We start from the raw sequence: 24,219 nt of genomic DNA, 5'->3' as shown, positions 1-24,219 counted from the left end.
ACAAGCGCATCATCCAACTGCAAAGCGCCCGGCCTCTTGGGCGCTTTGCCTTTAACGCTCGAAGGAATACACATGGAATGGCTGACCAGCCCGGAAATCTGGGTTGCCTTTTTCACCCTCACCGCGCTTGAGATTGTGCTCGGGATCGACAACATCATCATGATCTCGATCCTGGTCAGCCGCATGCCCAAGCACATGCAGCCGCGCACGCGGATCTTCGGCCTGGCCCTGGCCATGGTCACGCGGATCATGCTGCTGCTGTCGATCACCTGGGTCATGCGCCTGACCGACGACCTGTTCCATGTGCTCGGCCAGGGCATCTCCGGGCGCGACCTGATCCTGTTCTTCGGCGGCCTGTTCCTGCTGTGGAAGAGCTCCCAGGAGATCTACCACGGCCTGGAAGGCGAGGACGAGAGCGCGGATGCGCCGAAAGGGGCGGGCGGCAAGTTCTTCTACACCATCATCCAGATCGCCATCATCGACATCGTGTTCTCCCTGGACTCGGTGATCACTGCGGTGGGCATGGTCTCCCACGTACCGGTGATGATCGCCGCGATCATCGTCGCGGTGCTGGTGATGATGCTCTGCGCCGGCACCATCAGCGACTTCATCGACAAGCACCCGTCGCTGAAGATGCTTGCGCTTTCGTTCCTGATCGTCGTTGGTACCGTGCTGATCGCCGAATCTTTCGATGTTCACGTGCCGAAGGGCTATGTCTACTTCGCCATGGCCTTCTCGCTGGCGGTTGAAGCGATCAACATCCGCATGCGCACGGCGCTGGCGCGCAAGAAGGGCAAGGAGCACGATCCGGTGAAACTGCGCAAGGACATTCCCGGTCAGTAAGATCAGGAGCGCAGTACAAAAGGGCCCTTCGGGGCCCTTTTCGCATCCACGTCCCTGTAGGAGCGCCCCCTATCGCGACACAGGGCCGCTCCTACAGGCACCCGTGTTTCAAATAGATTTCAGTCATGCCAAGCTGGCACCCATCGCGCAAAACAACTAAAGCTTCAGTGAGCACTGAAAAAACCAGCCCACCCCCGGGCCAGGCTCACCGTTGTACCCATTGGCCCCGCACAGGGGCATAGAAGAAAAAAGGGGGCCCGACCATGCTGACTCTGCTCAACCTGCTCTCCGCCGTGGCATTGCTGGTGTGGGGCACCCATATCGTGCGGACCGGTATCCTGCGGGTCTATGGCTCGAACCTGCGCCGGGTGCTCGGCCAGAACATGAACAAACGTCCGCTGGCGTTCATCGCCGGGATCCTGGTAACCGCCATGGTGCAGAGCAGCAACGCCACCGCCATGCTGGTCACCTCGTTCGTCGGCCAGGGCCTGATGGCCATGACCCCGGCCCTGGCGATCATGCTCGGCGCTGACGTGGGCACCGCGCTGATGGCGCGGGTGCTGACCTTCGACCTGTCCTGGCTGTCGCCACTGCTGATCTTCCTCGGGGTGATCTTCTTCCTCTCGCGCAAGCAGACCCGCGCCGGCCAACTGGGCCGGGTGGGCATCGGCCTGGGCCTGATCATCCTGGCGCTGCAACTGATCGTCCACGCCGCCGCGCCGATCACCCATGCCCAGGGGGTCAAGGTACTGTTCGCCTCGCTGACCGGAGACATCCTGCTCGACGCCCTGATTGGCGCGTTGTTCGCCATGATTTCCTACTCCAGCCTGGCCGCCGTGCTGCTCACCGCCACCCTGGCCGGCGCCGAGGTAATCAGCCTGCCGGTGGCCATCGGCCTGGTGATCGGCGCCAACATCGGCAGCGGCCTGCTCGCCTTCCTCACCACCAGCCTGCAGAACAGCGCCGGGCGCCGGGTGGCGCTGGGCAGCCTGCTGTACAAGATCATCGGCCTGCTGCTGATCATCCCGGTACTGCACCCGCTGGTGGAATGGATGGACAGCCTGAGCTTCAGCCCGCAGGAGCTGGTGATCGGCTTCCACCTGCTCTACAACACCCTGCGCTGCCTGCTGATGCTGCCGACGGTCAACCCCATGGGCCGGGTGTGCAACTACCTGCTGCCCGAGCGCGACAACGGCAACGGCCACCACCAGCCACGCCACCTCGACCCGACCGCACTGAACACGCCCAGCCTGGCCCTGGCCAACGCCGTGCGCGAAACCCTGCGCCTGGGCGATATCGTCGACAGCCTGCTTGACGCCATGCTCGGCGCCCTACGCGGCACCCAGACCGCCATGCCACAACAGGTGCGTGCCCTGGGCGAGGACGCCGAGGCCCTGTACAACGCCATCAAGCTGTACCTGGCACAGATGCCCCGCGAGGATCTTGGCGAGCAGGACAACCGGCGCTGGGCGGAGATCATCGAGCTGGCGATCAACCTCAAGCTGGCCAGCGACCTGATCGAGCGCATGCTGCGCAAGGTCCAGCAGCAGAAGACTTCGCAGCGTCGGGAGTTCTCCCAGGTCGGCCTCGAGGAACTGACCGGACTGCAGGAGCAGCTGCTGGCAAACCTGCGCCTGGGCCTCTCGGTATTCCTCAGCGCCGACCCGCAGAGCGCGCACCAGTTGCTGCGCGAGAAACGCCGCTTCCGCGCCCAGGAACGGCGTCTGGCCCATGCCCATGTCAGCCGCCTGCAACGTAAAGTGGTGCAGAGTATCGAGACCAGTTCGCTACACTTGGAGCTCATTGCCGACATGAAGCGTTTGAACTCTTTGTTCTGCAGCAGTGCCTATGTGGTACTGGGCGGCACCGATACCGGCGGGCTGATGCTCGACAGCGTGCCGGACGAAGCCCGCCAGCCCTGAGCCCAGACACCCCGGAGACCGAAGCTCGCCTATGCGTTGCCTGTTGTTCGCCTGCCTGCTGATCCTCAGCCTGCCCACGCTCGCCCTCGACCGCTCGCGGGTCGAGGGCTACCTGCTGCCCAACGGCCTGCAAGTGATCCTCAAGTCTGGCTACGAGCGCGACCATGTGTCGATCCGCCTGGTGGTTGGCGTGGGCCTGGACGACTTCGATTGCGACCAGCGCGAACTGCCGCACCTGCTCGAGCACCTGCTGTTCAGCGGGATCGACGAGACGGGCGAGGGCGGCCTGGAAGAGCGCATGCAGGCCCTGGGCGGGGAATGGAACGCCTTCACCAGCAGCGCCGACACCACCTTCGTCATCGAGGCCCCGGCGCGCAACCAGCGCAAGGTGCTCGACCTGCTGCTGGCGATCATTCGTGACACCCGCATCGACGAAAAAGCGCTGGCCACGGCGAAGAAGATCATCGAACGCGAGGACGGCGGGCACTACGGCCGCCTGCAGCGCTGGCTCGACCGCCAGGACATCGGCCACCCGGCCAGCGACCAACTGGCCACCGAGCTGGGCCTGAAGTGCCCCGAGCGCTCCAGCCTCGACGATATGACCCTGGAGCAGGTGCGGCAACTGCGTGAGCACTGGTACGTGGCCAACAACATGTCGCTGATCGTCGTCGGCGGCCTCGACCGCCTGCTGCCGGCCTATCTGGAGCGCACCTTCGGCGAGCTGCCGGCCACCGAACCCGGGGAACGCCGCAACCTGGAGAGCATCAGCCAGCAGGCCGAGCAGCGCCGCGACCTGACCCGCGGCTGGCTGGGCGACAACGTCAAGCTGCACTGGCTGTTCATCGAGCCGACGCTGGAAGAGGGCCATGACCAGACCCTCGAGCTGCTTTCGCGTTACCTGGACTGGGCGCTGTACGACCAGCTGCGCCTGCGTCACGGCCTGTCCTATGGCCCGTCGGTGCAACGCGAAAGCTTCGGCGACAGTGGGATGCTCAGCCTCAATGCCGACCTTGAGCGCCAGGACCTCGACGCGGCGCTGAAGGTGCTCGGGGAACTGTTCGACCACCTACGCAAGCACGGTCTGGACCCGGACACCTTCGCCCGGATCAAGGAGGCGGCGATTGCCCGGGAAAGCTGGACCACCCAGGGCAACGCGGCGCTCGCCGACTACTACTGGGGGGCGCTCAACGCCTACGTGGACGGGCGTTTCACCGATCCGGTGCGGCAACTGCGCCAGGTCAGCCTCAAGCAAGCCGACGCGGCGCTGCGCGAACTGCTCAAGGAACCGGGGTACCTGCGCATCGAGAAGCCGTTGCTGGGGTATGACGAACTGTATGGTCTGGTGGCGCTGCTGCTGGGGCTGATCCTGGCTGCGGGGCTGATCCGTCGGCGCCGCGTGCTGGCCAAGCGCCCCAGTGGTGCTACACGGGAGCCGTGATTCGGCGGTATCCTGTCAGCCAACAGCGTCCACGTCCCGGACGCCTCGAACACGCCTCTTCCTGTTGTAAACCCATGCCCCCGATCCCCGGCTTCATCCTGCGCATCATCGAACTGCTCAAACGCTACCCCGGCATCATCGCGCTCTACGGTTTCCTCTCGGGGATCGGCAGTTTTATCCTGGTCGACCGCCAGGCCGGCCTGGCCAGCTGGATCGCCATCGTCATGCTGGTCAGCTGGATCTGGCTGATGCTGGAGAACACCCTCACCGAGCTGTTCGCCCGCACCTTCAAGCGCGAAATCCCGCAGCCCCTGCTGCGCTTCGCGACGCAGATGATCCACCAGGAAAGCCTGTTCTTCGTCCTGCCGTTCTTCTTCATCACCACCACCTGGAACAGCGGCCAGCTGATCTTCACCGGCCTGCTCGGCGCCGCCGGGCTGATCTCGATCGTCGACCCGCTGTACCACAAGTGGCTGGCGCCACGCCGCTGGCTGTTCCTCGCACTGCACACCCTGACGCTGTTCGCCGCGATGCTCACGGCGCTGCCGATCATCCTCCACCTGACCACCGCGCAGAGCTTCAAGCTGGCGCTGATCGCCGCCATGGTGCTGTCGTTCCCGAGCCTGGCCAGCAGCTTCCCGATCAACAACTGGCGCCGCGGCGTGGCTCTGGTGCTGGTGACCCTGGCGGTCGGTGGCGGCGGCTGGCTGCTGCGCTCCTGGGTACCGCCGGCCACGCTGTGGATGACCGACGTGGCGATCAGCACCGAAGTGCTCAACCGCCAGCCGGGCGCCTCGCTGGACGAAGTGGCCGCCAGCCGCATCCGCAGCGGCGGACTTTACGCCTATACCGCCATCAACGCGCCCCGTGGCCTGAACGAGCGCATCTACCATGTGTGGCAGCTGGACGGTAAGGAAGTGGACCGTATCGCCCTGGATATCCACGGCGGGCGCAAGGAAGGCTACCGGGCCTGGACCCACAAGCAGAACTTCCCGCCCAATCCGGTGGGCAAGTGGCAGGTGAGGGTGCTGACCGAGGACGGGCAGGTGATCGGGGTGTTGCGCTTCAAGGTGGTCGACGGCGCGCCTGCGCAGTGAAGGGCTGGGGCTGCTGTGCAGCCCTCCAGTCAGCACACATTCAACATGCGCTATGATCAGCCTCTATGCCCTCAGTCAGACGCATGGAGCCTATGACCGTCCCCAGCGCCACCCTGGACACCACCGAGCAGCCCTCGCGCCTGCGCATCGTCGGCGACTGGACCCTGGCCCACTACGCCAGCCTCAAGCGCGAATGCGAGCGCCTGGGCAGCCAGTACGGCGATGACACCCAGGTCGACCTCAGCCAGCTGGGCCGCCTGGACACCGCCGGCGCCTCGCTGCTGGCCGAGCTGCTGGGTTCCGAACGCCTGTCGCGCTGCACTGACGAACTCCCCGATGCCAGCCGCGCGCTGCTGAAGAACGTCTACTGCTCGGTGCAGGACTACTGCATCCCGGTCAAGGAGCCGGAGCAACCGGTGCTGCTCCTGCTGCTGGCGCGCATCGGCCGCGCCGTCGACCAGCTGTGGCAGGACACCAACCAGGTGCTGGGCTTCGTCGGCCTGATCCTGCAGACCCTGTTCCTGCGCCTGTTCCAGCCGCACCGCTGGCGCGTCACGCCGGTGGTCGCGCACCTCGAGCAAACCGGCCTGGACGCCGCGCCCATCGTCGCCTTGCTGACCTTCCTGGTGGGCGCGGTGGTGGCCTTCCTCGGCGCCACGGTGCTGGCCGACTTCGGCGCGACCATCTTCACCGTCGATCTGGTGGCCTTCTCCTTCCTGCGTGAATTCGCCGTGCTGCTGACCGCCATCCTCATGGCCGGTCGCACCGCCAGCGCGTTCACCGCGCAGATCGGCTCGATGAAGGCCAACGAAGAGATCGACGCCATCCGTACCCTGGGCCTGAACCCCATCGAACTGCTGGTGGTGCCCCGGGTGCTGGCGCTGCTGATCGCGCTGCCGCTGTTGACCTTTGTCGCGATGCTCTGCGGCATGATCGGCGGCGCGGTGGTCTGCGCACTGACCCTGGATATCTCGCCGGCCATGTTCCTCTCGCTGCTGCAGAGCGACATCGGCGTGCAGCATTTCCTGGTGGGCTTGGCCAAGGCACCGTTCTTCGCCTTCCTGATCGCCGCCATCGGTTGCCTGGAAGGCTTCAAGGTCAGCGGCAGCGCCGAATCAGTGGGCGCCCACACCACCTCTGCCGTGGTGCAATCGATCTTCGTGGTGATCGTGCTGGACGCGGTGGCCGCGCTGTTCTTCATGGAGATGGGCTGGTGACTGAAGCCGTGATCGAAGCCCGGGGCCTGTGCAACCGCTTTGGCAGCCAGAGCGTGCACGAGAACCTCGACCTGGACCTGTACCGCGGCGAGATCCTCGCCGTGGTCGGCGGCTCGGGCAGCGGCAAGTCGGTGCTGTTGCGCAGCATCGTCGGCCTGCGCCGGCCCAACGAAGGCACGGTCAAGGTGTTCGGCCAGGATCTGGCCAGCCTCGACGAAACCCAGCGCTCGCTGGTCGAACGCCGCTTCGGCGTGCTGTTCCAGAAGGGCGCGCTGTTCTCGTCGCTGACCGTGACCGAGAACGTCGCCCTGCCGCTGATCGAGCATGCCGGGCTGTCGCGGGCCGACGCCGAGCACCTGGCAGGAGTCAAGCTGGCCCTGGCCGGGCTGCCGATCAGCGCCGCCGACAAGTACCCCGCGTCGCTGTCCGGCGGCATGATCAAGCGCGCCGCCCTGGCCCGCGCCCTGGCCCTGGACCCGGACATCCTGTTCCTCGACGAGCCCACCGCCGGCCTCGATCCGATCGGCGCCGCCGCCTTCGACCAGTTGATCCTGACCCTGCGCGACGCCCTGGGGCTGTCGGTGTTCCTCATCACCCACGACCTGGACACCCTCTACACCATCACCGACCGGGTGGCGGTGCTGTCGCAGAAGAAGGTGCTCGTGGCAGGGCCCCTGGCCGAGGTCGAGCAGACTGAAGACCCCTGGATTCATGAATACTTTCACGGCCCGCGTGGTCGGGCGGCCGAAGACGCCGCCCTGCGCGCCCGCCAGGAGCGCTGAACGATGGAAACCCGAGCTCATCATGTCCTGATCGGCCTGGTCACCGTGCTGGTGGTGGCCGGCGCCATGCTGTTCGGCCTGTGGCTGACCAAGTCCAGCGTCGACGACGCCTTCAAGGACTACGAAGTGGTATTCAACGAGGCGGTCTCAGGCCTGTCCCGCGGCAGCCCGGTGCAGTACAACGGCATCAAGGTCGGTGACGTCAGCAGCCTGCGCCTGGACCCGAACGATCCGCGCCGGGTGCTGGCCCGCGTGCGCCTGAGCGGCGACACGCCGGTCAAGGAAGACACCCAGGCCAAGCTGACCCTGGCCGGGGTGACTGGCAACTCCTTCATCCAGCTCAGCGGCGGTACCCCGCAGAGCCCAGAACTCAAGGGCAAGGGCGGCAAACTGCCGGTGATCGTCGCCTCGCCGTCGCCGATCTCACGCCTGCTCAACGACAGCAGCGACCTGGTGACCAACATCAACCTGCTGCTACACAACGCCAACCTGATGTTCTCCGAAAGCAATATCGAGCGCCTGAGCAACACCCTGGCCAACCTGGAGCAGACCACTGGCGCCTTCGCCAGCCAGAAGGGCGGCATCGCCGATGCCATCGAGCAACTGGCCCAGGTCGGCAAGCAGGCCAACGCCACCCTGGCCGAGACCCAGGCGCTGATGCGCAACGCCAACGGCCTGCTCGGCACCCAGGGCAAGCAGGCCATCGGCAGTGCCGAACAGGCCATGCAGTCGCTGGCCGAAAGCACCGCCACCATCAACAGCCTGTTGCAGGACAACCGCCAGTCTCTGGACGACGGTGCCCAGGGCCTGAACCAGATCGCCCCGGCGATCCGCGAACTGCGTGAGACCCTCAACTCGCTCAAGGGCATCTCCCGGCGCCTGGAAGCCGACCCCAGCGGCTACCTGCTGGGCCGCGACAACAACAAGGAGTTCCAGCCATGATCCCATCGTTGCGCCTGGCCTTCGCCGCCGCCACGCTGAGCCTGGTTTCGGCCTGTTCGATCCTGCCGCAGAGCGAGCCTGTGGATATCTACCGCCTGCCGGTGAACCAGTCGGCCCGCGCCGCCGCACCGCTGGACTGGTCGCTGCGCCTGAACAAGCCGCTGACCAGCGAAGCCCTGGCCGGACCGCGTATCGCGGTGATCCCCCAGGGCGATGTGATCAGCAGTTACAAGGGCGCACGCTGGAGCGACCCGACGCCGATGCTGGTGCGCAACCGCCTGCTCGACGGTTTCCAGCGCGATGGCCGGGTGCAGCGCCTGAGCGCCGATGACAGCAACCTGCAGGCTGACTACGAGCTGGGCGGCGAGCTACAGGCCTTCCAGAGCGAATACCACCCAGGCGGGGCGGTGGAGGTGGTGATCCGCTACGACGCGCGGCTGGTGCAGGGCCGCAGCCAGCGCATCCTCGCGAGTAAACGCTTCGAGGTGCGCCAGGTGCTGGGCGAACAGCAGGTCCCGGCGGTGGTCGCCGGCTTCGGCGCGGCCAGCGACCAGCTGGCGCGCCAGGTGATCGACTGGACCGTCAGCCAGGCTCAGGCGAAGAACCAATAGCAGACGAAGATCGCCGCGATCACCCCCGACAGCTCGGCCAGCAACGCACAGCCGACGGCGTGGCGCACCCGCTGGATGCCCACCGCGCCGAAGTACACCGCCAACACGTAGAAGGTGGTCTCGGTGCTGCCCTGGATGGTCGCCGCCACCAAGGCCGGGAAGCTGTCCACGCCTTGGGTCTGCATAGTCTCGATCAGCATGGCCCGCGCCGCGCTGCCGGAGAACGGCTTGACCAGCGCGGTGGGCAACCCTTCGACGAAGCGGGTGTCCAGGCCCATCCAGTTCACCGCATGGCGAATGCCGTCCAGAGCCAGCTCCAGCGCCCCTGAGGCGCGCAATACACCGACTGCCACCAGCATCGCCACCAGGTAAGGCAGCAGGCTCTTGGCCACGTCGAAGCCTTCCTTGGCGCCTTCGACGAAGGCCTCGTACACCTGCACCCGCCTCAACGCGCCGATCACCAGGAACAGGATGATCACCCCGAACAGCGTCAGGTTGCCGAGGATCGACGACAGGCTGGCCAGCGCGGCCGCCGACAGGGTGCCGAGGAAGGCCATGAAACCGCCCAGCAGCAGGGCACCGGGAACCAGGTAGGCAAGCACCACCGGGTCCCACAGGCGCAGGCGCTGCATCACCGCCACCGACAGCAGGCCGACCAGGGTCGAGCAGCTGGTGGCCAGCAGGATCGGCAGGAACACCATGGTCGGATCGGGCGCGCCTTGCTGGGCGCGGTACATGAAGACGGTCACCGGCAGCAGGGTCAGCGACGAAGCGTTGAGCACCAGGAACAGGATCTGCGCGTTGCTCGCCGTGGTACTGCTGGGGTTGAGCTCCTGCAGCGCGCGCATGGCCTTCAGGCCGATGGGCGTGGCGGCGTTGTCCAGGCCCAAGCCATTGGCGGCGAAGTTCATGGTGATCAGGCCCAGGGCCGGGTGGCCGGGCGGCACTTCCGGCATCAGCCGGGCGAACAGCGGGCCAAGGACCTTGGCCAACCATTCGACGATGCCGGCCTTCTCGGCGATTTTCAGGAAACCCAGCCACAGGGTCAGGGTGCCGAACAGCAAGACCATGACCTCCACCGACAGCTTGGCCATGGCGAAGATGCTCTCGACCATCGCGGCGAAGATGCCGGCGTTGCCGCCCACCAGCCACTGGGCCAGGGCGGAGATGGCCGCCACCAGGAAAAAGCCGAGCCAGAGGCCGTTGAGCATCCGTGTGTTCCCCCGTGAAAAGTGCCCGAATGATAGCGAAGATTGCGGGCGAGGGCTGCGCCCTCGACTATTGCGCAGACAACAAAAAGCCCCGACAAGTCGGGGCTCTTCGTTCAGCTCAGTGGCTTACTGGTTGACGGTCTTGCCCGCCATCACAGCCTCTTTCTTGCCTTTTTCCAGCACCAGCGACTGGTAGTACGCCGCGCCTTTCTCGGCGTCGTACATGCCCTGCCACTTGGCGATGACCACTGCGGCCAGGGCGTTGCCCACCACGTTCAGCGCGGTACGGGCCATGTCCATGATGCGGTCGACACCGGCGATGAAGGCCAGGCCTTCCAGCGGAATGCCCACGCTGCCCAGGGTGGCCAGCAGTACCACGAAGGACACGCCCGGCACGCCGGCGATACCCTTGGAGGTGACCATGAGAGTCAGCACCAGCAGCAGCTGCTGGCTCCAGGACAGGTCGATGCCGTACAGCTGGGCGATGAAGATCGCCGCGATGCTCTGGTACAGGGTCGAACCGTCGAGGTTGAACGAGTAGCCGGTCGGTACCACGAACGAGCAGATCGACTTCGGCGCGCCGTACTTCTCCATCTTCTCGATCACGCGCGGCAGCACGGTCTCGGAGCTGGAGGTGGAGTAGGCGAGGATCAGCTCGTCCTTCATGATGCGCATGATCTTGATGATCGAGAAGCCGAACACGCGCGCCACCAGGCCCAGCACCATGAAGGCGAAGAAGGCGATGGCGAAGTACACCAGCAGCACCAGCTTGGCCAGCGGCAGCAGGGAGGCGAAGCCAAAGTTGGCGACGGTGGCGGCGATCAGGGCGAACACGCCGATCGGGGCGTAGTTCATGATCATGTGGGTGACCTTGAACATGGTCTCCGACACGCCCTGGAAGGTGCGCACCAGCGGCTCGCGCAGGTCGGCGTTGAGGCTCGACAGGCCCATGCCGAACATCACCGAGAAGAAGATGATCGGCAGCATCTCGCCACGCATCAGCGCCGCGAAGATATTCGACGGGATCAGGTTGAGCAGGGTCTCGATGAACGCGTGCTCATGCTGCACCTCGGCCGCGGTGGCCTGGTACTTGGAGATGTCGACGGTGCCCAGGGTGCTCATGTCGATGCCGGCGCCCGGGTGGAACACGTTGGCCAGGACCAGGCCGACGACGATGGCGATGGTGGTCACCACCTCGAAGTAGATGATGGTCTTCAGGCCGATGCTGCCCAGTTTCTTCGCGTCGCCAACCCCAGCGATGCCCACGATCAGCGACGAAATCACGATCGGGACGACGATCATCTTGATCAGGCGAATGAAGATGTCGCCGGCTGGCTGGAGGACGTTGCTGATCCACCATGCCTTTTCTGCACTGAAATGATTCAGTAGCGCGCCGACTGCAACGCCCAGCAACAGACCGATGACGATCTGCCAGGCGAGGCTCAGTTTTGCCTTCTTCATGTCATTACCCTTTGTTGTAGTGGTCACGGGCACCGGCCGAAAAGGTGCATGCCAGAGCGGCTTGAAGCCATTCCGGTTGCGCCTGGTCGATCCGGCGTCCCACTGTAAGGACACCGCGAGCGAACATTGCTGGCGCTCGGGCCGAGGAAAAAGGCGGCAACTATTGCGACGTGGGGAGGGGCAGTCTAATGCCGGAAACGACTACCCTATGCCGAATCGGCATGAGACCGGAAGGCGAAATCGGGCATCGCCAAGTCCTTGATTTTCAACGTTCGGATTTCCGAACAAGGCCAAAGCGCCATTTTTAGGCCGATTTGACGGGAGCACAGAAAGGTGTGAAGTGGCGTGTTCGACAATCCGAATGGCTGAAATGCCACATGAGCTGACCTGTCGGACAAGTAAAAAAAAATCGATATACGGTAGCGACAAAATGTGTCTGAAGTAAAAAGTCGCTCGTATTAAAGGAAGAACTCCCACAGGCGCTTCGGAAGCCAGATCGGTTACATCGTCCTGTTCGGAGCCAACCGACCTGCAACTTCCGATGCCACCCTCTCCTGACCCGGCCCATGACGGAGGCACTCCCTGTACCCCTAGGCCACTGCGACCCTGCAACAGTCAGAGCGGCCCGGCCCCCTGGTCATGCGCCGCCCCTCCTCGGGGCGGCGCACCATAGAAGCCTGAAAGGTAAAAAGGTTCAGCTTCTATAGCATTACAGTCCGCGATCGCTGGTCAGTACCAGTTCGGATCGCGCTTGAGCTGCTCCCGCAGCAGAGCCTTCATCCCGTCATCCGGCTTGCCCAGCCAGCGGTAGTCGGCATGACGGGTAGGGGACTTGTCGGCAGGCAGCCCTTCGGGCACCTCCACAAGCATGCCGTAGGCTTCGTCCTTGTCCCAGCTGAAGGCCACGATCAGGCGCTTGTAGGTACAGTTGCCTTCGGACTCGCACAGCGGGCCGACCAAGTACTTGTCGCCGTCCTCGGTTACCGCAGACATCTGCTGCGCCGAGCTCCCGCTGAGGTTGATCACCCACTCGGGCAGGCGCTCCTCGTTCTTGAGGGTCTTCTGCCAGGTTTTCTGGTATTCGGGGTCCGAGCCAAGCAACTGGTTGGCCCGGACCTGGCCGTCATTGGCCGCCAGCGCTGTCGCGCCGCTGCCCAGCAGCAGCGCGACAAGCAGGGCCTTGGGGAGCATCCTGCTCATGGTCATCAACCTCTGCCACGGCCGAAGAAGAAGGAGGCTACGAACAGCACCAGGAAGATGATGAAGAGGATCTTCGCGATACCGGTCGCGGCGCCAGCGATACCACCAAAACCCAGGACTGCGGCGATGATGGCGATGATCAGGAAGGTGATTGCCCAACTAAGCATGATGTTTCTCCTTTTCTTGTGCGAAATCGGTCGATGGCGTCAGAACACCCAACGCTCCTCGGGCTGAACACGCTCGAGAACGGCAGGCGCATTGTCGGCACTGGGCAGCGGCTCGGCGGCCTTGACCAGGGTAGAGGCATGGGTTGTCCGTAACTGCGTCAACAGCGCGGTCTGCACCGCCACCTGCTCGGCCAGCCGGGCGGTCTGCCAGCTGTGGTAGAAGAGGCCCGCCGCCAGGGTGAGCAGCAAGGCCATGCCGAGGAACAACAGCTGGTGCAGGGGGACTACAGCGCTCTGCGTACGATTGTCTTGGGGGCGATTCATGCCGACTCCTCCTGCTGTGCTTGTTATCCATTCTGCAAAGGTTATTGCAGCCTGCATGCCAGCCTTCTCGAACAATAAAAATCCTTTTAAATCATAAAGTTACGAAACACGCCCGCCTTACCGAGGGACGTATCCTGCACGATGACCCACAATCGGGTCGTGCGTTTTGCACGACACAGCCGTCGGCCAATCCCTGCCGATGCCTCGATTTCAGCCCGTGGAATCCGAATAGAAGCCAATTGCCAGCGATCAACTTCATATTTATCAGAGACTTAGCCATCATTAAGGCATGCAGCTAGCATGCATGGAGCAGAATCAATCAGAATCGACCATGCAACTTGCCCGATTTTTCCGACACTAATTGAGATCAATCCCAAAGGAGCGCAGGAAATGGAATCAGCCCAGGACAACCAAGGCCGCATTCTGCTGGTGGATGACGAGTCCGCCATCCTGCGCACATTCCGTTATTGCCTCGAGGATGAGGGCTACAACGTGGCCACGGCTAACAGCGCTGCCCAGGCCGAGGCACTGTTGCAGCGCCAGGTGTTCGATCTGTGTTTCCTCGACCTGCGCCTGGGCGAGGACAATGGCCTGGACGTACTGGCACAGATGCGTATCCAGGCACCGTGGATGCGGGTGGTGATCGTCACCGCCCACTCGGCCATCGACACTGCGGTGGATGCCATCCAGGCCGGCGCCGCAGACTACCTGGTCAAACCCTGCAGCCCCGACCAGCTGCGCCTGGCTACCGCCAAGCAGCTGGAGGTCCGGCAACTGTCGGCGCGCCTGGAGGCCCTCGAAGGCGAGGTGCGCAAACCCAAGGACGGCCTGGACTCCCACAGCCCGGCGATGATGGCGGTGCTGGAAACCGCGCGCCAGGTGGCGACCACCGACGCCAACATTCTCATCCTGGGCGAGTCGGGCACCGGCAAGGGCGAGCTGGCCCGTGCCATCCACGGCTGGAGCAAGCGGGCACGCAAGGCCTGCGTGACCATCAACTGCCCCTCGCTGAATGCCGAGCTGATGGAGAGCGAGCTGTTCGGCCACACGCGCGGCGCCTTCACCGGCGCCAGTGAAAGCACACTGGGCCGAGTCAGCCAGGCCGATGGCGGCACGCTGTTTCTTGACGAAATCGGCGATTTTCCCCTCACGCTACAACCAAAACTGCTGCGTTTCATCCAGGACAAGGAATACGAGCGGGTCGGCGACCCGGTCACCCGCCGGGCGGATGTGCGGATTCTCGCGGCCACCAATCTCAACCTCGACGAGATGGTCCGCGAGAACCGCTTCCGTGAAGACTTGCTGTACCGACTGAACGTCATCACCCTGCACCTGCCGCCGCTGCGCGAGCGCTGCGAGGACATACTGACCCTGGCCGACCGCTTCCTTGCCCGCTTCGTCAAGGAGTACTCGCGCCCGGCCCGCGGCTTCAGCGATGAAGCACGCACGGCGCTGCTCAACTACCGCTGGCCGGGCAACATTCGCGAACTGCGCAACGTGATCGAGCGCGCCAGCATCATCTGTCCCCAGGAGCGGGTGGAGATCATCCACCTGGGCATGGCCGAACAACCCGCCAGCAACGCGCCCAGGGTCGGTGCGGCGCTGAGCCTGGATGAGCTTGAGCGTGCCCATATCGGGGCGGTGCTCGCTGCCAGCGACACCCTCGACCAGGCAGCCAAGACCCTGGGCATTGATGCCTCCACCCTTTATCGCAAGCGCAAGCAATACAACTTATGAAATGGCCGATGAAGCTACGCACACGGCTGTTCCTGAGCATCTCGGCACTGGTTACCGTGGCTTTGCTTGGCCTGTTGCTGGGCCTTTTCAGCGTGCTGCAGATGGCAGCCCTGCAGCAGCACGTCGTCAAGGACACCACCTACACGCTCGAGCTGGCCCTCAAGTTGCGGCAGAACCTGGGCGAACAGCTGAATCTGATTCTCGACGAGGACACCACCCCGAATACCCTCGTCACCCTGCAGGACCAATTCCAGACACTCCTCGATCAGGGACTGGAACAAGGCGGAGAACGCACCGGCTTGAGCAAGGCCGCCAGCAACTACCAGGCATTTGTCCAGGCCTATCGACAGAGCCCCTCGCCTGCACGCAGCATGGGTGTCGAGCAGCCCCTCGGAGCGGCCTTCAACCAGGTACGCATGGACCTGCTGGAGTCCCACCGCCACGCCTTGGAAAAAATCACCCGCAGCGAGGAGCAGTCGCGCAATCAAGCCCTGCTCATCAGTGGCATGCTCGGCATGGTTGGCCTCACTGTGCTGGTACTAGGTTTCATCACTGCCCACAACATAGCCAGGCGCTTCGGCCAGCCGATCGAGGCACTGGCCAAGGCCGCCGACCAGATCGGCCAGGGCAATTTCGACGTCACCCTGCCGGTGACCCAGGCCACCGAGCTCAATCAGCTGACCCGCCGCTTCGGCCTGATGGCCGATGCCCTGCGCAAACACCAGGCCACCAACATCGATGAACTGCAGGCCGGCCAGCAACGCCTGCAGGCGGTACTCGACAGCATCGATGACGGTCTGCTGATCATCGATCGCCAGGGCCGCCTGGAACACCTCAATCCGGTAGCCCAGCGTCAACTCGGCTGGGATCCGAGCCGCCGGGGCACAGGCCTGGCCGAGGCCTTGCAACGCCCGGAGCTGGACCTGCAACTGCGCCAGGTACTGCGCGGCGGCAGCCTGGATCGTCCACCGGACGACCTGAGTCTGGAGGTGGATGAGGAAACCCGCCTGCTGACCTACAGCCTGACCCCGGTCAGCCACCCCGAGGGGCCGATCCTTGGCGCGGTGATGGTGCTGCACGATGTTACCGAGCAGCGCGCTTTCGAGCGGGTACGCAGCGAATTCGTACTGCGCGCCTCCCACGAATTGCGCACGCCGGTCACTGGCATGCACATGGCCTTCGGCCTGCTGCGCGAGCGGGTCAGTTTCCCGCCTGAGGCGCGGGAGAACGATCTGCTCGAAACCATCGCCGAAGAAATGCAGCGCCTTACCCAGCTGATCAACGACCTGCTCAATTTCTCCCGCTATCAAAGCGGCCTGCAGAAGCTGGAGCTGGCTCCCTGCGCCCTCGACGAACTGTTCGAGCGCGCCCGGGCACGTTCTGCCGAGCAGGCTTCGAGCAAGCAGATCGAGCTGATACTCGAGCTGGAGTCACCACTGCCGCGCATCCAGGCCGACGTCACGCAGCTCGACCGGGTGCTCGACAACCTGCTGCACAACGCCATCCGCCACACCGGCAGTGGAGGGCGTATCCGCCTGCACGCACGGCGCCATGCCGAACGGGTGATCATCAGTGTCGAAGACAACGGCGAAGGCATCGCCTACGGCCAGCAAGGGCGGATCTTCGAGCCGTTCGTCCAGGTCGGGCGCAAGAAGGGCGGGGCCGGCCTGGGCCTGGCGCTGTGCAAGGAGATCGTCCAGCTGCATGGCGGGCGGATGGGCGTATTCTCGCGGCCTGGGCAGGGTACGCAGTTCTACATGGCCTTACCGGTCTGACACGGCTTTTTTTCAGGCAATCAGCCTCAAGGCTCATCATCGATCCGCCGCCCTGCCACCCGCCGCCCCCGGGTAATCAGCTCGGCAAACTGACGCGCGTTCAACGGATGGGCGAACAACCAGCCCTGTCCATAGTTGACACCCTCGCTGTTAAGTAGCACCGCCTGGTCCTCTGACTCGATACCCTCGGCGATGACCCGCAGGTGCAAGTCATGGGCCATGCGGATGATGTGCGGCGCCACACCGCTGCTGGCGGCGTCATGGCCAAGGGCGTCGATAAATGACTTGTCGATCTTCAGGCAATCCACCGGCAACGTCTGCAGGTAGGCCAGGCTGCAATAGCCGGTGCCGAAGTCATCGATCAACACTTGGTGTCCCACGGCGCGCAGGGCCTGCAGGTTGTCCCGCGCCACCACCACATCGATCAACCCGCGCTCGGTCACCTCGAAGGCGATCTGCCGGGGCGCCACCCGATGATGGGCCAGCAGTCGCGCCGCCACTCGACCGATACGCGGCGCCATGACGTCGCAGGCCGCCAGGTTCACCGAGATATACAACTGGCGGTTGGCCCGCAGCAACTGCCCAAGCTGCTCGAGCACCCGCTGTAAGACGAAGTCGGTGATCTGGCGAATCTGCCCGGTGTTCTCTGCCAGGGGAATGAACAAGTCCGGGCTGGTCAGGCTGCCATCCGGACGGCGCCAGCGCACCAGAGCCTCGGCCCCGACACAGCGCCGGCTGTCCAGCTCGAAGATCGGCTGGTACAGCACCTGCAGCTCGCCCCGGCGCAAGGCCTGCTGCAGCTCAGAACTCATCGAGCGGCGTTGCAGGATCAGTTGCAGCACCAGCCAGCCGATGCACGCCGCCAGCACCAGGCTGCCGGGAAAAAGCAACCAGAGCAGGCCATTAAGCTTCAGGGGCAGGCTGGCGCGCGGGGCGATCAGCACCAGTTGGTAGTCCGGCGATTTGGTGGACATGCGATAGACCAGGCGATCGGGCAGCTCGATCAGCGACTTGCCCTGGGGCGGCGGCCAATCGGCGATGGGTGGCCAGGGTTGCGCCGGCCCCAGTACCGGAATGGCCCGCGTGCCCCGATCGAGCACCACCAGCAAGCTGCCGCCTGGGGGCAAATCGACCACGTCCGTGAGGTGGCCACGGGAGGTGGACACCACGAAGCGGCCCCGACCCAGCATCAGCGCCGCGAGGTTTTCGTTGGGCTCGGTGGTGGTGTTCAGCCAGTAGCTGTAGGTCGGCCCCTGGATGTCCGGGCTGCGCAAGGGTTCGATGATCCGCTCGCCGCCGCGGTTCGAACAGGCAAGCGTACCTTCCACATAGGACGCCTCGTAGATGAACCGCGACTCCAACGCCACCTGCTGCAACTGCGCCAGCATCTGCGGATCGCAGCCGCGCAGGGGTTGCGCCTGGAGCTGGTCCACACCCTCGCGCAACTGGCCGAAGACCTGCTCAAGGCGCTCCAGAAAACGCTCGCCCTGCGCGTTCATCTGTGCGCTTTCGCTCTGCTTCATCTGCTGCAAGGCCACATTGACGCTGATCGCCAGCAACAGTGCGGCACTGGCCAACGCCGCGAGCGCGGCCAACAGCCAGGGTCGGTGGAAAAATTGACGCACCGAAGCGAGGAGGTCAAACATGCGTGGCATCCAGTTGAATACCAAAGGTATAGCAACTGAATCGATGATTGGCGTGGCCGCTGGGCGTGTGATTGCCAGGATTTGCTCGCTCCCGTGTAGGAGCGGCCTTGTGTCGCGAAAGGGCTGCGCAGCAGCCCCGGCAATCTTTAGTCAGACTCGAGATCCTGGGGCCGCGCTGCGGCCCTTTCGCGACACAAGGCCGCTCCCACAGGGCAAGACCAGTTTCTATGCTATGAAAGCTGCCTCACCGCTTGCGGTTGAGCACCTGCAACATCGCGGCGGTCTGCGCATCCGGCACACCATCGAAGCGCTGCGCACGGAAGCGCATCTGGAAGGCGGCGATCACATGACGAGTGGCCACATCCCATTCGCCGGTCTGGTCGATGGCGTAGCCAAAGCGCGCCAGCTGCTGCTGGTACCAGGTGACGCTCGGCGGGTTGACCTCGAAATAGGCCTGCTGGCGTGCCACCGACGCGGCGTCCGGCCAGATGCCCAGACCGGCGTCGGCCAGGCGCTTCCAAGGGAACAGCGGGCCCGGGTCGAGCTTGCGCAACGGCGCGATATCACTGTGGCCAATGATATGGCGCGGGTCGATGTTGTTGCGCTTGACGATATCCTTGAGCAACGCGATCAGCGCCTGCACCTGTGCTTCACTGTACGGGTGCCAGACCCGCCCGGTCGGGGTGTCGGTATACCCCTCGTTGACGATCTCGATGCCAATGGAGCTTGAATTGAGCCAGGTACGCCCCTGCCACTGACTGTCCCCGGCGTGCCAGGCACGACGATTCTCGTCCACCAGTTGATAGACCGTGGCCGGGCCGTCACCGATCAGGTAGTGGCTGCTGACTTCGCCATGGGTCAGCAGGGCAAGGGAGCGCTCCAGCGAGGCATTGGTGTAATGCAGCACGACAAACTGGATACGGCTGTCCTGGTTGGCCGAAGGATGGCTGCGGTCGATGCGCAGGCCACTGGAACAACCTGCCAGGGCCAGCAGGAGCAGGGCGGTGAAGAGTCTTTTCATAGCAGGGGCACGTCATGGAGTCAGCGGCAACAATGCTACAGTATAACGTGCCGGTCACGATTGCTCACCCTGAACCCGACTAACCCTGCTCCACCCGATTGCGCCCCAGCTCCTTGGCCCGGTACAACGCCTCGTCGGCGCGCTTGAGCACCTGGTCGCCGCGCTCGCCGGAGCGAAAGGCGCTGATGCCGATGGAAGTGGTGATGACCACCCGCTCGCCCTTGAAGTGGAACGGGCAGGCCTCGATGGCCGCACGCATTGCCTCGGCCACCTGCACCGCTGCCGGCGGCGAAGTCTGCGGCATCAGCAGGACAAATTCCTCGCCGCCGAAACGGGCGATGAAGTCGCGGCCGCGCAAGCGCTTGCGCAACTGATCAGCAACGATCTTCAGCACTTTGTCGCCCGCCAGATGGCCATAGCCGTCGTTAATGCGCTTGAAATGATCAAGGTCGAGGATCGCCATGGCCAGGTGGCCACCATTTTCCTGCCAGTCGAGTACCTCGCGCTCGACCTGCTCACTCCAGGCTGCACGGTTGGGCAGACCGGTCAGCGGATCGATCATGGCTTTCTGGCGCTGCTCCTCGAGATGCTCGCGGTAACCGAGGGCCTCCTGCTCCATGCTTGCCACACGCTCGGCCAGGCCTTGCAGGCGGCTGGCCAGCTCGTGCTCACGGCGATCACGCTCGTGCTGGTGATCGTCCATGGTCACCAGCAGGCCTTCGAGGCGGTTCTCCAGGATGTGCTTGAGGCTGTCGACATCGACGGCGCCCTGCACGCTGCTTTGCAGACCATCGACCTGCTCGCGTAGCTGGCTGTCCAGCGCGCGGGCGGCGGAGCTGTTGTCGGCATGGCCGGCGCTGGCTTCGTGCAGGTGGCTCTGGAAGGACTCCAGGCGCTCGTTGAGCTGTTGCAGGTAGGCTTCGAATTCATGCTGGCCACTGTCGGTGATCGCCAGCATGAGCACAGCCAGGTCATCCAGGACCGGGATCAGTTCGTACCAGTTCAGCCCCCGTGAAACCCGCTCGCGCATCTCCAGGGCCTGGGCCTTGTGACGCTCCGGCAGGCTGAGGTCGTCGAGCAGACCGATCAGGGTCTGCTCGATATGAGCGGCGACCTGACTGTACGGCGGCTCGACCGCGTCAGGGAGGGCGTAGGGACCGTCCTCGCCGACGACCTCCTCGACCGTGGCCTCAGGTTCGCGCGCAGCGGCGCCTTCGTCCTCGACAGAGGCCTCGGCTTGCGGATCGATGTGTTCGACCGGCTGCACCAGTGCTTGCGGTTCAGGTTGCGGCTCGGCAACGGGCACCGGCGTGGCTTCAACCAGTGCGGGACCAGGTAACTCGACCTCGGGCCCGGACAATTCGGCAGGCTCAGGCGTGACATCCGGCGCGGGTGCCACGGCATGCAGCTCATCAGCGTCCCTTGGCTGCACCTCAGGCGCAATGACGGGCGCCTCCAGCGACGCAGGCACAGGGGCGTCGACCGCCGCAGGCGCCAGCTCAGCCTGGGGCTCGTCACGACCACCGAACAGACGCTGCAGGAAGCCCGGGCGAGTCCCGTCCTCGGGCTTTTGCATCGCACTCAGGGCGCGTCCCTGCAAGCCACTGAGTTCACCCAGCAAGGGCGGCAGCTCACGGGACTGGCTGACCCCGCCATCAAGCTTCTTCGCCAGTTTTTTCAGCGGTCGCGACACCTCGCCTGGCAGCGGCAGGGTCTGCAACTGGGTAACCAGCGCAGTCAGCGCGTCGCTGACCTGGTTCATGCGGGTTTCGCGGCGCTGCTCGGAGTCGAGTACGGCTTTTTCCAGGCGCGGAATCAGCCCGGCGAGGCCGGCGTCCATGTTGTCGCTGCGGATGACCTCGCGCATTTCCTTCATGCACTGGTCAACGGTCTTGTCGCTACCTTCAGCCGCCAGGGTGCTGCGCACCAGGCCACGGCGCAGCAGGTCGAGACGGGCTTCCCAGCGCCGCTCGAGCTTTTCCTGCTGCTCGATGCTCTTGAGGTATTTTTCTTTCCAGCGCTCGGCTTCTTCGGTCATGCCTGGATCCGCAACGGGTAGTGGCATCTAGTCCTGCAATCACTGGATTTCGGCGGAAAAGCCCAACACTTGAGCGCCGGATTCGCCCAGGCAGGACTAACTCAGGACCGGCAGCGTATCCACAGTCAGGGCATCAGGCAATCGTATCTCGACGGCAACCGGAAGGTGGTCGGAAATAGGCTGCGCCAGCACCTCGACACGTTCGAGCGTCAGGCTTGGGCTGAGCAGGATATGGTCAAGGCAGCGCTGGGGGCGCCAACTGGGGAAGGTGGCCTCGACCTGGGGCGCGATCAGGCCCAGATCACGCAGTGGCGAGTGGTCGATCAGGTCGTTGGCGTGGGTGTTCATGTCACCCATGAGGATCTGATGGCGATAGCCGCCGATCAGCTCGCGGATGTAGGCCAGCTGACGGGCGCGGGTCTTGGCGCCAAGGGCCAGGTGCATCATCACCACGATCAGCGCATCCTCGCCCTCGCCGAAGCGCACCAGGATCGCCCCACGGCCGGACGGGCCGGGCAGGGGATGGTCTTCCAGGTGCTGGGGCTTGAGACGGCTGAGTACGCCGTTGCTGTGCTGGGCGAAACGCCCGAGGTTGCGGTTGAGCTGCTGGTACCAGTAGGGAAAGGCGCCCAGCTGTGCCAAGTGCTCGACCTGGTTGACGAAGCCGGAGCGCAGGCTGCCGCCGTCGGCCTCCTGCAGGGCCACCAGGTCGAAGTCGCCGAGCAGGTCGCCGATCTTCTGCAGGTTGCCGGCGCGCCCGTTGTGCGGCAGCAGGTGCTGCCAGCTGCGGGTGACATAGTGCCGATAACGCTCGGTGCTGATGCCGACCTGGATGTTGAAGCTGAGCAGCCGCAGGCGACCATCTTCCGGCAAGCCGGTGGCCCGCAGGTGATGCTCGTTGACCTGCGGCTGGGGCAGGCCGATGCCTCGCGTGGCACGCAAGCGCATGGCAATCGCCGCTTACTTAGCGGCGCGCTCCTTGGCGATCAGTTGGTCGGCGACGTTCAGCACGCCTTCCGGACCTTGGGCGGTGCCCAGGTCGAAGCGGTATTTACCGTTGACGACCATGCTCGGTACGCCAGTGATCTCGTACTTCTTGGCCAGCTCCTTGGCCTGGTTGACCTGGCCCTTGATGGCGAAGGAATTGAAGGTGGCGAGGAACTTGTCCTTGTCCACGCCCTGGGTGGCCAGGAAGTCAGCCATTTCTTCAGGCTTGGTCAGACGCATGCGCTTGTTCTGGATGGCATCGAATACCGCGTTGTGGACGTTGTGCTCCACACCCATGGCTTCCAGGGTCAGGAACATCTGGCCGTGGGCATCCCATGGGCCACCGAACATGGCCGGTACGCGCTTGAAATTGACATCCTTGGGCAGCTTGTCGATCCAGGGATTGATGACCGGTTCGAAGTGGTAGCAGTGCGGGCAGCCGTACCAGAACAGCTCGACGACTTCGATCTTGCCGGGTACCGAAACAGGCACCGGGTTGCTCAGCTCGATATATTCCTTGCCGGCGGTTGCAGGCTCCGCGGCCTGCACGGCGGCCATACCGAATACGCTGGCGGCGACCAGCGCGGCGCTGAGAATCAGTTTACGCATGCTTTACTCCTGAGCAGTCTTTGGTCGCCTCGACGCGACCCGTGTAGGACAGGCCGGATAGGGCTCGAGTTCTGTAGTGTAACGGCTATGGACAGAAAAAAGGGCAGCCTGGGCTGCCCTTTTCATCTTTAGCGCTGGTGCATTAACCGAGTGTTAACGCGTATGTCAGTGCAGGCCTTGAATGTAGCTGGACAGCGCTTCGATGTCCTTGTTGCTCAGCTTGCCGGCGATGGTGCGCATGGTCATGGCGTCGCCGTCGTTGGTGCGGTTGCCTTCGCGGAAGTCGGTCAGCTGCTTGCTGACGTACTGCGCGTGCTGGCCGCTCAAGTGCGGGAATTTCGCCAGGGCGATGCCCGCGCCGTTGGGGGAGTGACAGCCGGTGCAGGCGGGCATGCCTTTCTCGAGGTTGCCGCCATTGAACAGGGCACGGCCACGCTCGACCAGTTTCGGATCGGCGGCACCAACACTGCCTTTCTGGCTGGCGAAGTAGGCGGCGATATCGGCCAGGTCCTGGTCGTTGAAGTTGGCCAGCATGCCGGTCATCTCCAGCACGGTACGCTTGCCGTCCTTGATGTCATGCAACTGCTTGTTCAGGTAGGGCTCACCTTGGCCGGCGAGTTTCGGGAAGTTCGGTGCCAGGCTGTTGCCGTCAGGGTTGTGGCAGGCCCCACAGACAGCTGTTTTGGCCTGACCGGCAGCAGCATCGCCTTTGATGGGGCCCGCAGCAGTTGCCGCACCTGCGACCCCCATGGTCAACAGCAGACTCACGAATAGTTTGTTCATCAGCTAATCCAACACGGCTAAGGGTGAAATGTTATGTATCGGGACTGCCGCTCATCCAAAGGATGACCAAACGGTAGTCCTCGGCACTGCAGTCCATGCACAATCCACGCGGCGGCATAGCCTTGAAACCCTGTGTAACATGTGCCACCAGTTGCTCCATGCCTCGCGCCAGCCTTGGCTCCCAGGCCGCCCGGTCACCGCTTTGGGGTGCCTGGGGCAGTTGTCCGGCGTGACAGGCCGCGCACGTGCGGTTGTACAACGCCTCGGGATCCTGTGTAGCCTGTGCGCTGAAAAACGGCAGGAACATACCGACAGCAAGCAGCCATTTCGCCATGCGAAACGACCTGACAGGGTTGGGGGCCGCGCTGCGTTCTGTTGCGCGAGCTATTGTTCGACACCCCATGCTCA

At 64.1% G+C, this 24,219-nt stretch carries 22 protein-coding genes; 10 read left to right on the top strand and 12 right to left on the bottom strand.

Annotated features, from left to right (window positions below):
• Positions 1-72 precede the first annotated feature (72 nt).
• The 8 genes from AC25MA_RS10255 (at position 73) to AC25MA_RS10220 (ending at position 8,852) form a co-directional block, all read left to right on the top strand.
• Positions 73-843: a TerC family protein gene (locus AC25MA_RS10255; protein ID WP_028688653.1), complete on the top strand. Its 771-nt coding sequence runs from the start codon at positions 73-75 to the stop codon at positions 841-843.
• A 263-nt stretch (positions 844-1,106) separates the two neighbouring features.
• A complete protein-coding gene (locus AC25MA_RS10250; RefSeq protein WP_062359966.1) occupies positions 1,107-2,765 on the top strand; it encodes a Na/Pi cotransporter family protein in 1,659 nt (552 codons plus the stop codon).
• A gap of 31 nt (positions 2,766-2,796) precedes the next feature.
• The gene (locus AC25MA_RS10245) at positions 2,797-4,203 is read left to right on the top strand and encodes a M16 family metallopeptidase (protein WP_288519566.1); all 1,407 of its coding nucleotides are present in this window, start codon (positions 2,797-2,799) and stop codon (positions 4,201-4,203) included.
• A 74-nt stretch (positions 4,204-4,277) separates the two neighbouring features.
• Positions 4,278-5,300 (top strand): DUF5924 family protein, encoded by a 1,023-nt coding sequence (locus AC25MA_RS10240; protein WP_028688656.1) that lies wholly within the window; start codon positions 4,278-4,280, stop codon positions 5,298-5,300.
• A gap of 83 nt (positions 5,301-5,383) precedes the next feature.
• A complete protein-coding gene (locus AC25MA_RS10235; protein ID WP_028688657.1) occupies positions 5,384-6,517 on the top strand; it encodes an ABC transporter permease in 1,134 nt (377 codons plus the stop codon).
• The gene (locus tag AC25MA_RS10230; RefSeq protein WP_062359969.1) at positions 6,514-7,299 is read left to right on the top strand and encodes an ABC transporter ATP-binding protein; all 786 of its coding nucleotides are present in this window, start codon (positions 6,514-6,516) and stop codon (positions 7,297-7,299) included. Before AC25MA_RS10235 ends, AC25MA_RS10230 begins: the two co-directional genes overlap by 4 nt.
• 3 nt (positions 7,300-7,302) lie before the next feature.
• Positions 7,303-8,241, top strand: a complete 939-nt coding sequence (locus AC25MA_RS10225; protein WP_028688659.1) for an MlaD family protein — start codon at positions 7,303-7,305, stop codon at positions 8,239-8,241.
• Positions 8,238-8,852 carry an ABC-type transport auxiliary lipoprotein family protein gene (locus tag AC25MA_RS10220; RefSeq protein WP_062359971.1) on the top strand — a complete coding sequence of 205 codons (615 nt, stop codon included), beginning with the start codon at positions 8,238-8,240 and terminating at the stop codon, positions 8,850-8,852. Before AC25MA_RS10225 ends, AC25MA_RS10220 begins: the two co-directional genes overlap by 4 nt.
• Here the strand turns inward: AC25MA_RS10220 and AC25MA_RS10215 are convergent.
• The 5 genes from AC25MA_RS10215 to AC25MA_RS10195 form a co-directional block, all read right to left on the bottom strand.
• Positions 8,834-10,063: a nucleoside recognition domain-containing protein gene (locus AC25MA_RS10215; protein WP_062359973.1), complete on the bottom strand. Its 1,230-nt coding sequence runs from the start codon at positions 10,061-10,063 to the stop codon at positions 8,834-8,836. The genes AC25MA_RS10220 and AC25MA_RS10215 overlap by 19 nt on opposite strands.
• Positions 10,064-10,189: 126 nt before the next feature.
• The gene (gltP, locus tag AC25MA_RS10210) at positions 10,190-11,524 is read right to left on the bottom strand and encodes a glutamate/aspartate:proton symporter GltP (protein WP_028688662.1); all 1,335 of its coding nucleotides are present in this window, start codon (positions 11,522-11,524) and stop codon (positions 10,190-10,192) included.
• Positions 11,525-12,253: 729 nt separating this feature from the next.
• Entirely contained in the window at positions 12,254-12,724 is a 471-nt protein-coding gene (locus AC25MA_RS10205) for an inhibitor of vertebrate lysozyme family protein (RefSeq protein WP_028688663.1), read from the bottom strand.
• A 5-nt stretch (positions 12,725-12,729) separates the two neighbouring features.
• Positions 12,730-12,891, bottom strand: coding sequence for a DUF1328 domain-containing protein (locus AC25MA_RS10200; RefSeq protein ID WP_028688664.1), 162 nt, complete (start codon positions 12,889-12,891; stop codon positions 12,730-12,732).
• A gap of 39 nt (positions 12,892-12,930) precedes the next feature.
• Positions 12,931-13,215, bottom strand: coding sequence for a hypothetical protein (locus AC25MA_RS10195; protein ID WP_028688726.1), 285 nt, complete (start codon positions 13,213-13,215; stop codon positions 12,931-12,933).
• Between the two features lie 390 nt (positions 13,216-13,605).
• On the opposite strand from AC25MA_RS10195, the gene algB reads away from it, so the two are divergent.
• Positions 13,606-14,952 (top strand): sigma-54-dependent response regulator transcription factor AlgB, encoded by a 1,347-nt coding sequence (algB, locus tag AC25MA_RS10190; RefSeq protein WP_062359975.1) that lies wholly within the window; start codon positions 13,606-13,608, stop codon positions 14,950-14,952.
• The gene (locus tag AC25MA_RS10185) at positions 14,949-16,727 is read left to right on the top strand and encodes a KinB sensor domain-containing domain (RefSeq protein ID WP_028688666.1); all 1,779 of its coding nucleotides are present in this window, start codon (positions 14,949-14,951) and stop codon (positions 16,725-16,727) included. Before algB ends, AC25MA_RS10185 begins: the two co-directional genes overlap by 4 nt.
• 26 nt (positions 16,728-16,753) lie before the next feature.
• Here the strand turns inward: AC25MA_RS10185 and AC25MA_RS10180 are convergent, their stop codons facing one another.
• The 7 genes from AC25MA_RS10180 to AC25MA_RS10150 form a co-directional block, all read right to left on the bottom strand.
• Positions 16,754-18,373 carry an EAL domain-containing protein gene (locus AC25MA_RS10180; protein WP_028688667.1) on the bottom strand — a complete coding sequence of 540 codons (1,620 nt, stop codon included), beginning with the start codon at positions 18,371-18,373 and terminating at the stop codon, positions 16,754-16,756.
• Between the two features lie 244 nt (positions 18,374-18,617).
• A complete protein-coding gene (locus AC25MA_RS10175) occupies positions 18,618-19,394 on the bottom strand; it encodes an N-acetylmuramoyl-L-alanine amidase (RefSeq protein ID WP_028688668.1) in 777 nt (258 codons plus the stop codon).
• A 79-nt stretch (positions 19,395-19,473) separates the two neighbouring features.
• Complete coding sequence (locus AC25MA_RS10170) at positions 19,474-21,432, bottom strand: GGDEF domain-containing protein (protein WP_062359981.1); 1,959 nt, start codon at positions 21,430-21,432, stop codon at positions 19,474-19,476.
• A gap of 96 nt (positions 21,433-21,528) precedes the next feature.
• Positions 21,529-22,380, bottom strand: a complete 852-nt coding sequence (locus tag AC25MA_RS10165) for an endonuclease/exonuclease/phosphatase family protein (protein WP_028688670.1) — start codon at positions 22,378-22,380, stop codon at positions 21,529-21,531.
• Between the two features lie 12 nt (positions 22,381-22,392).
• Positions 22,393-23,028 carry a thiol:disulfide interchange protein DsbA gene (gene dsbA / locus AC25MA_RS10160; protein ID WP_062359983.1) on the bottom strand — a complete coding sequence of 212 codons (636 nt, stop codon included), beginning with the start codon at positions 23,026-23,028 and terminating at the stop codon, positions 22,393-22,395.
• 165 nt (positions 23,029-23,193) lie between these two features.
• Positions 23,194-23,811, bottom strand: a complete 618-nt coding sequence (locus AC25MA_RS10155) for a c-type cytochrome (protein WP_028688672.1) — start codon at positions 23,809-23,811, stop codon at positions 23,194-23,196.
• Between the two features lie 31 nt (positions 23,812-23,842).
• On the bottom strand, positions 23,843-24,145 hold the full coding sequence (locus AC25MA_RS10150) for a c-type cytochrome (RefSeq protein WP_028688673.1): 303 nt from the start codon (positions 24,143-24,145) through the stop codon (positions 23,843-23,845).
• Positions 24,146-24,219 lie beyond the last annotated feature (74 nt).

It is taken from the genome of Pseudomonas sp. P65(2024), from assembly GCF_057480955.1.
The sequence above is the reverse complement of the archived record's forward strand: the minus strand, read 5'-3'. Positions and strand labels throughout refer to the sequence as shown.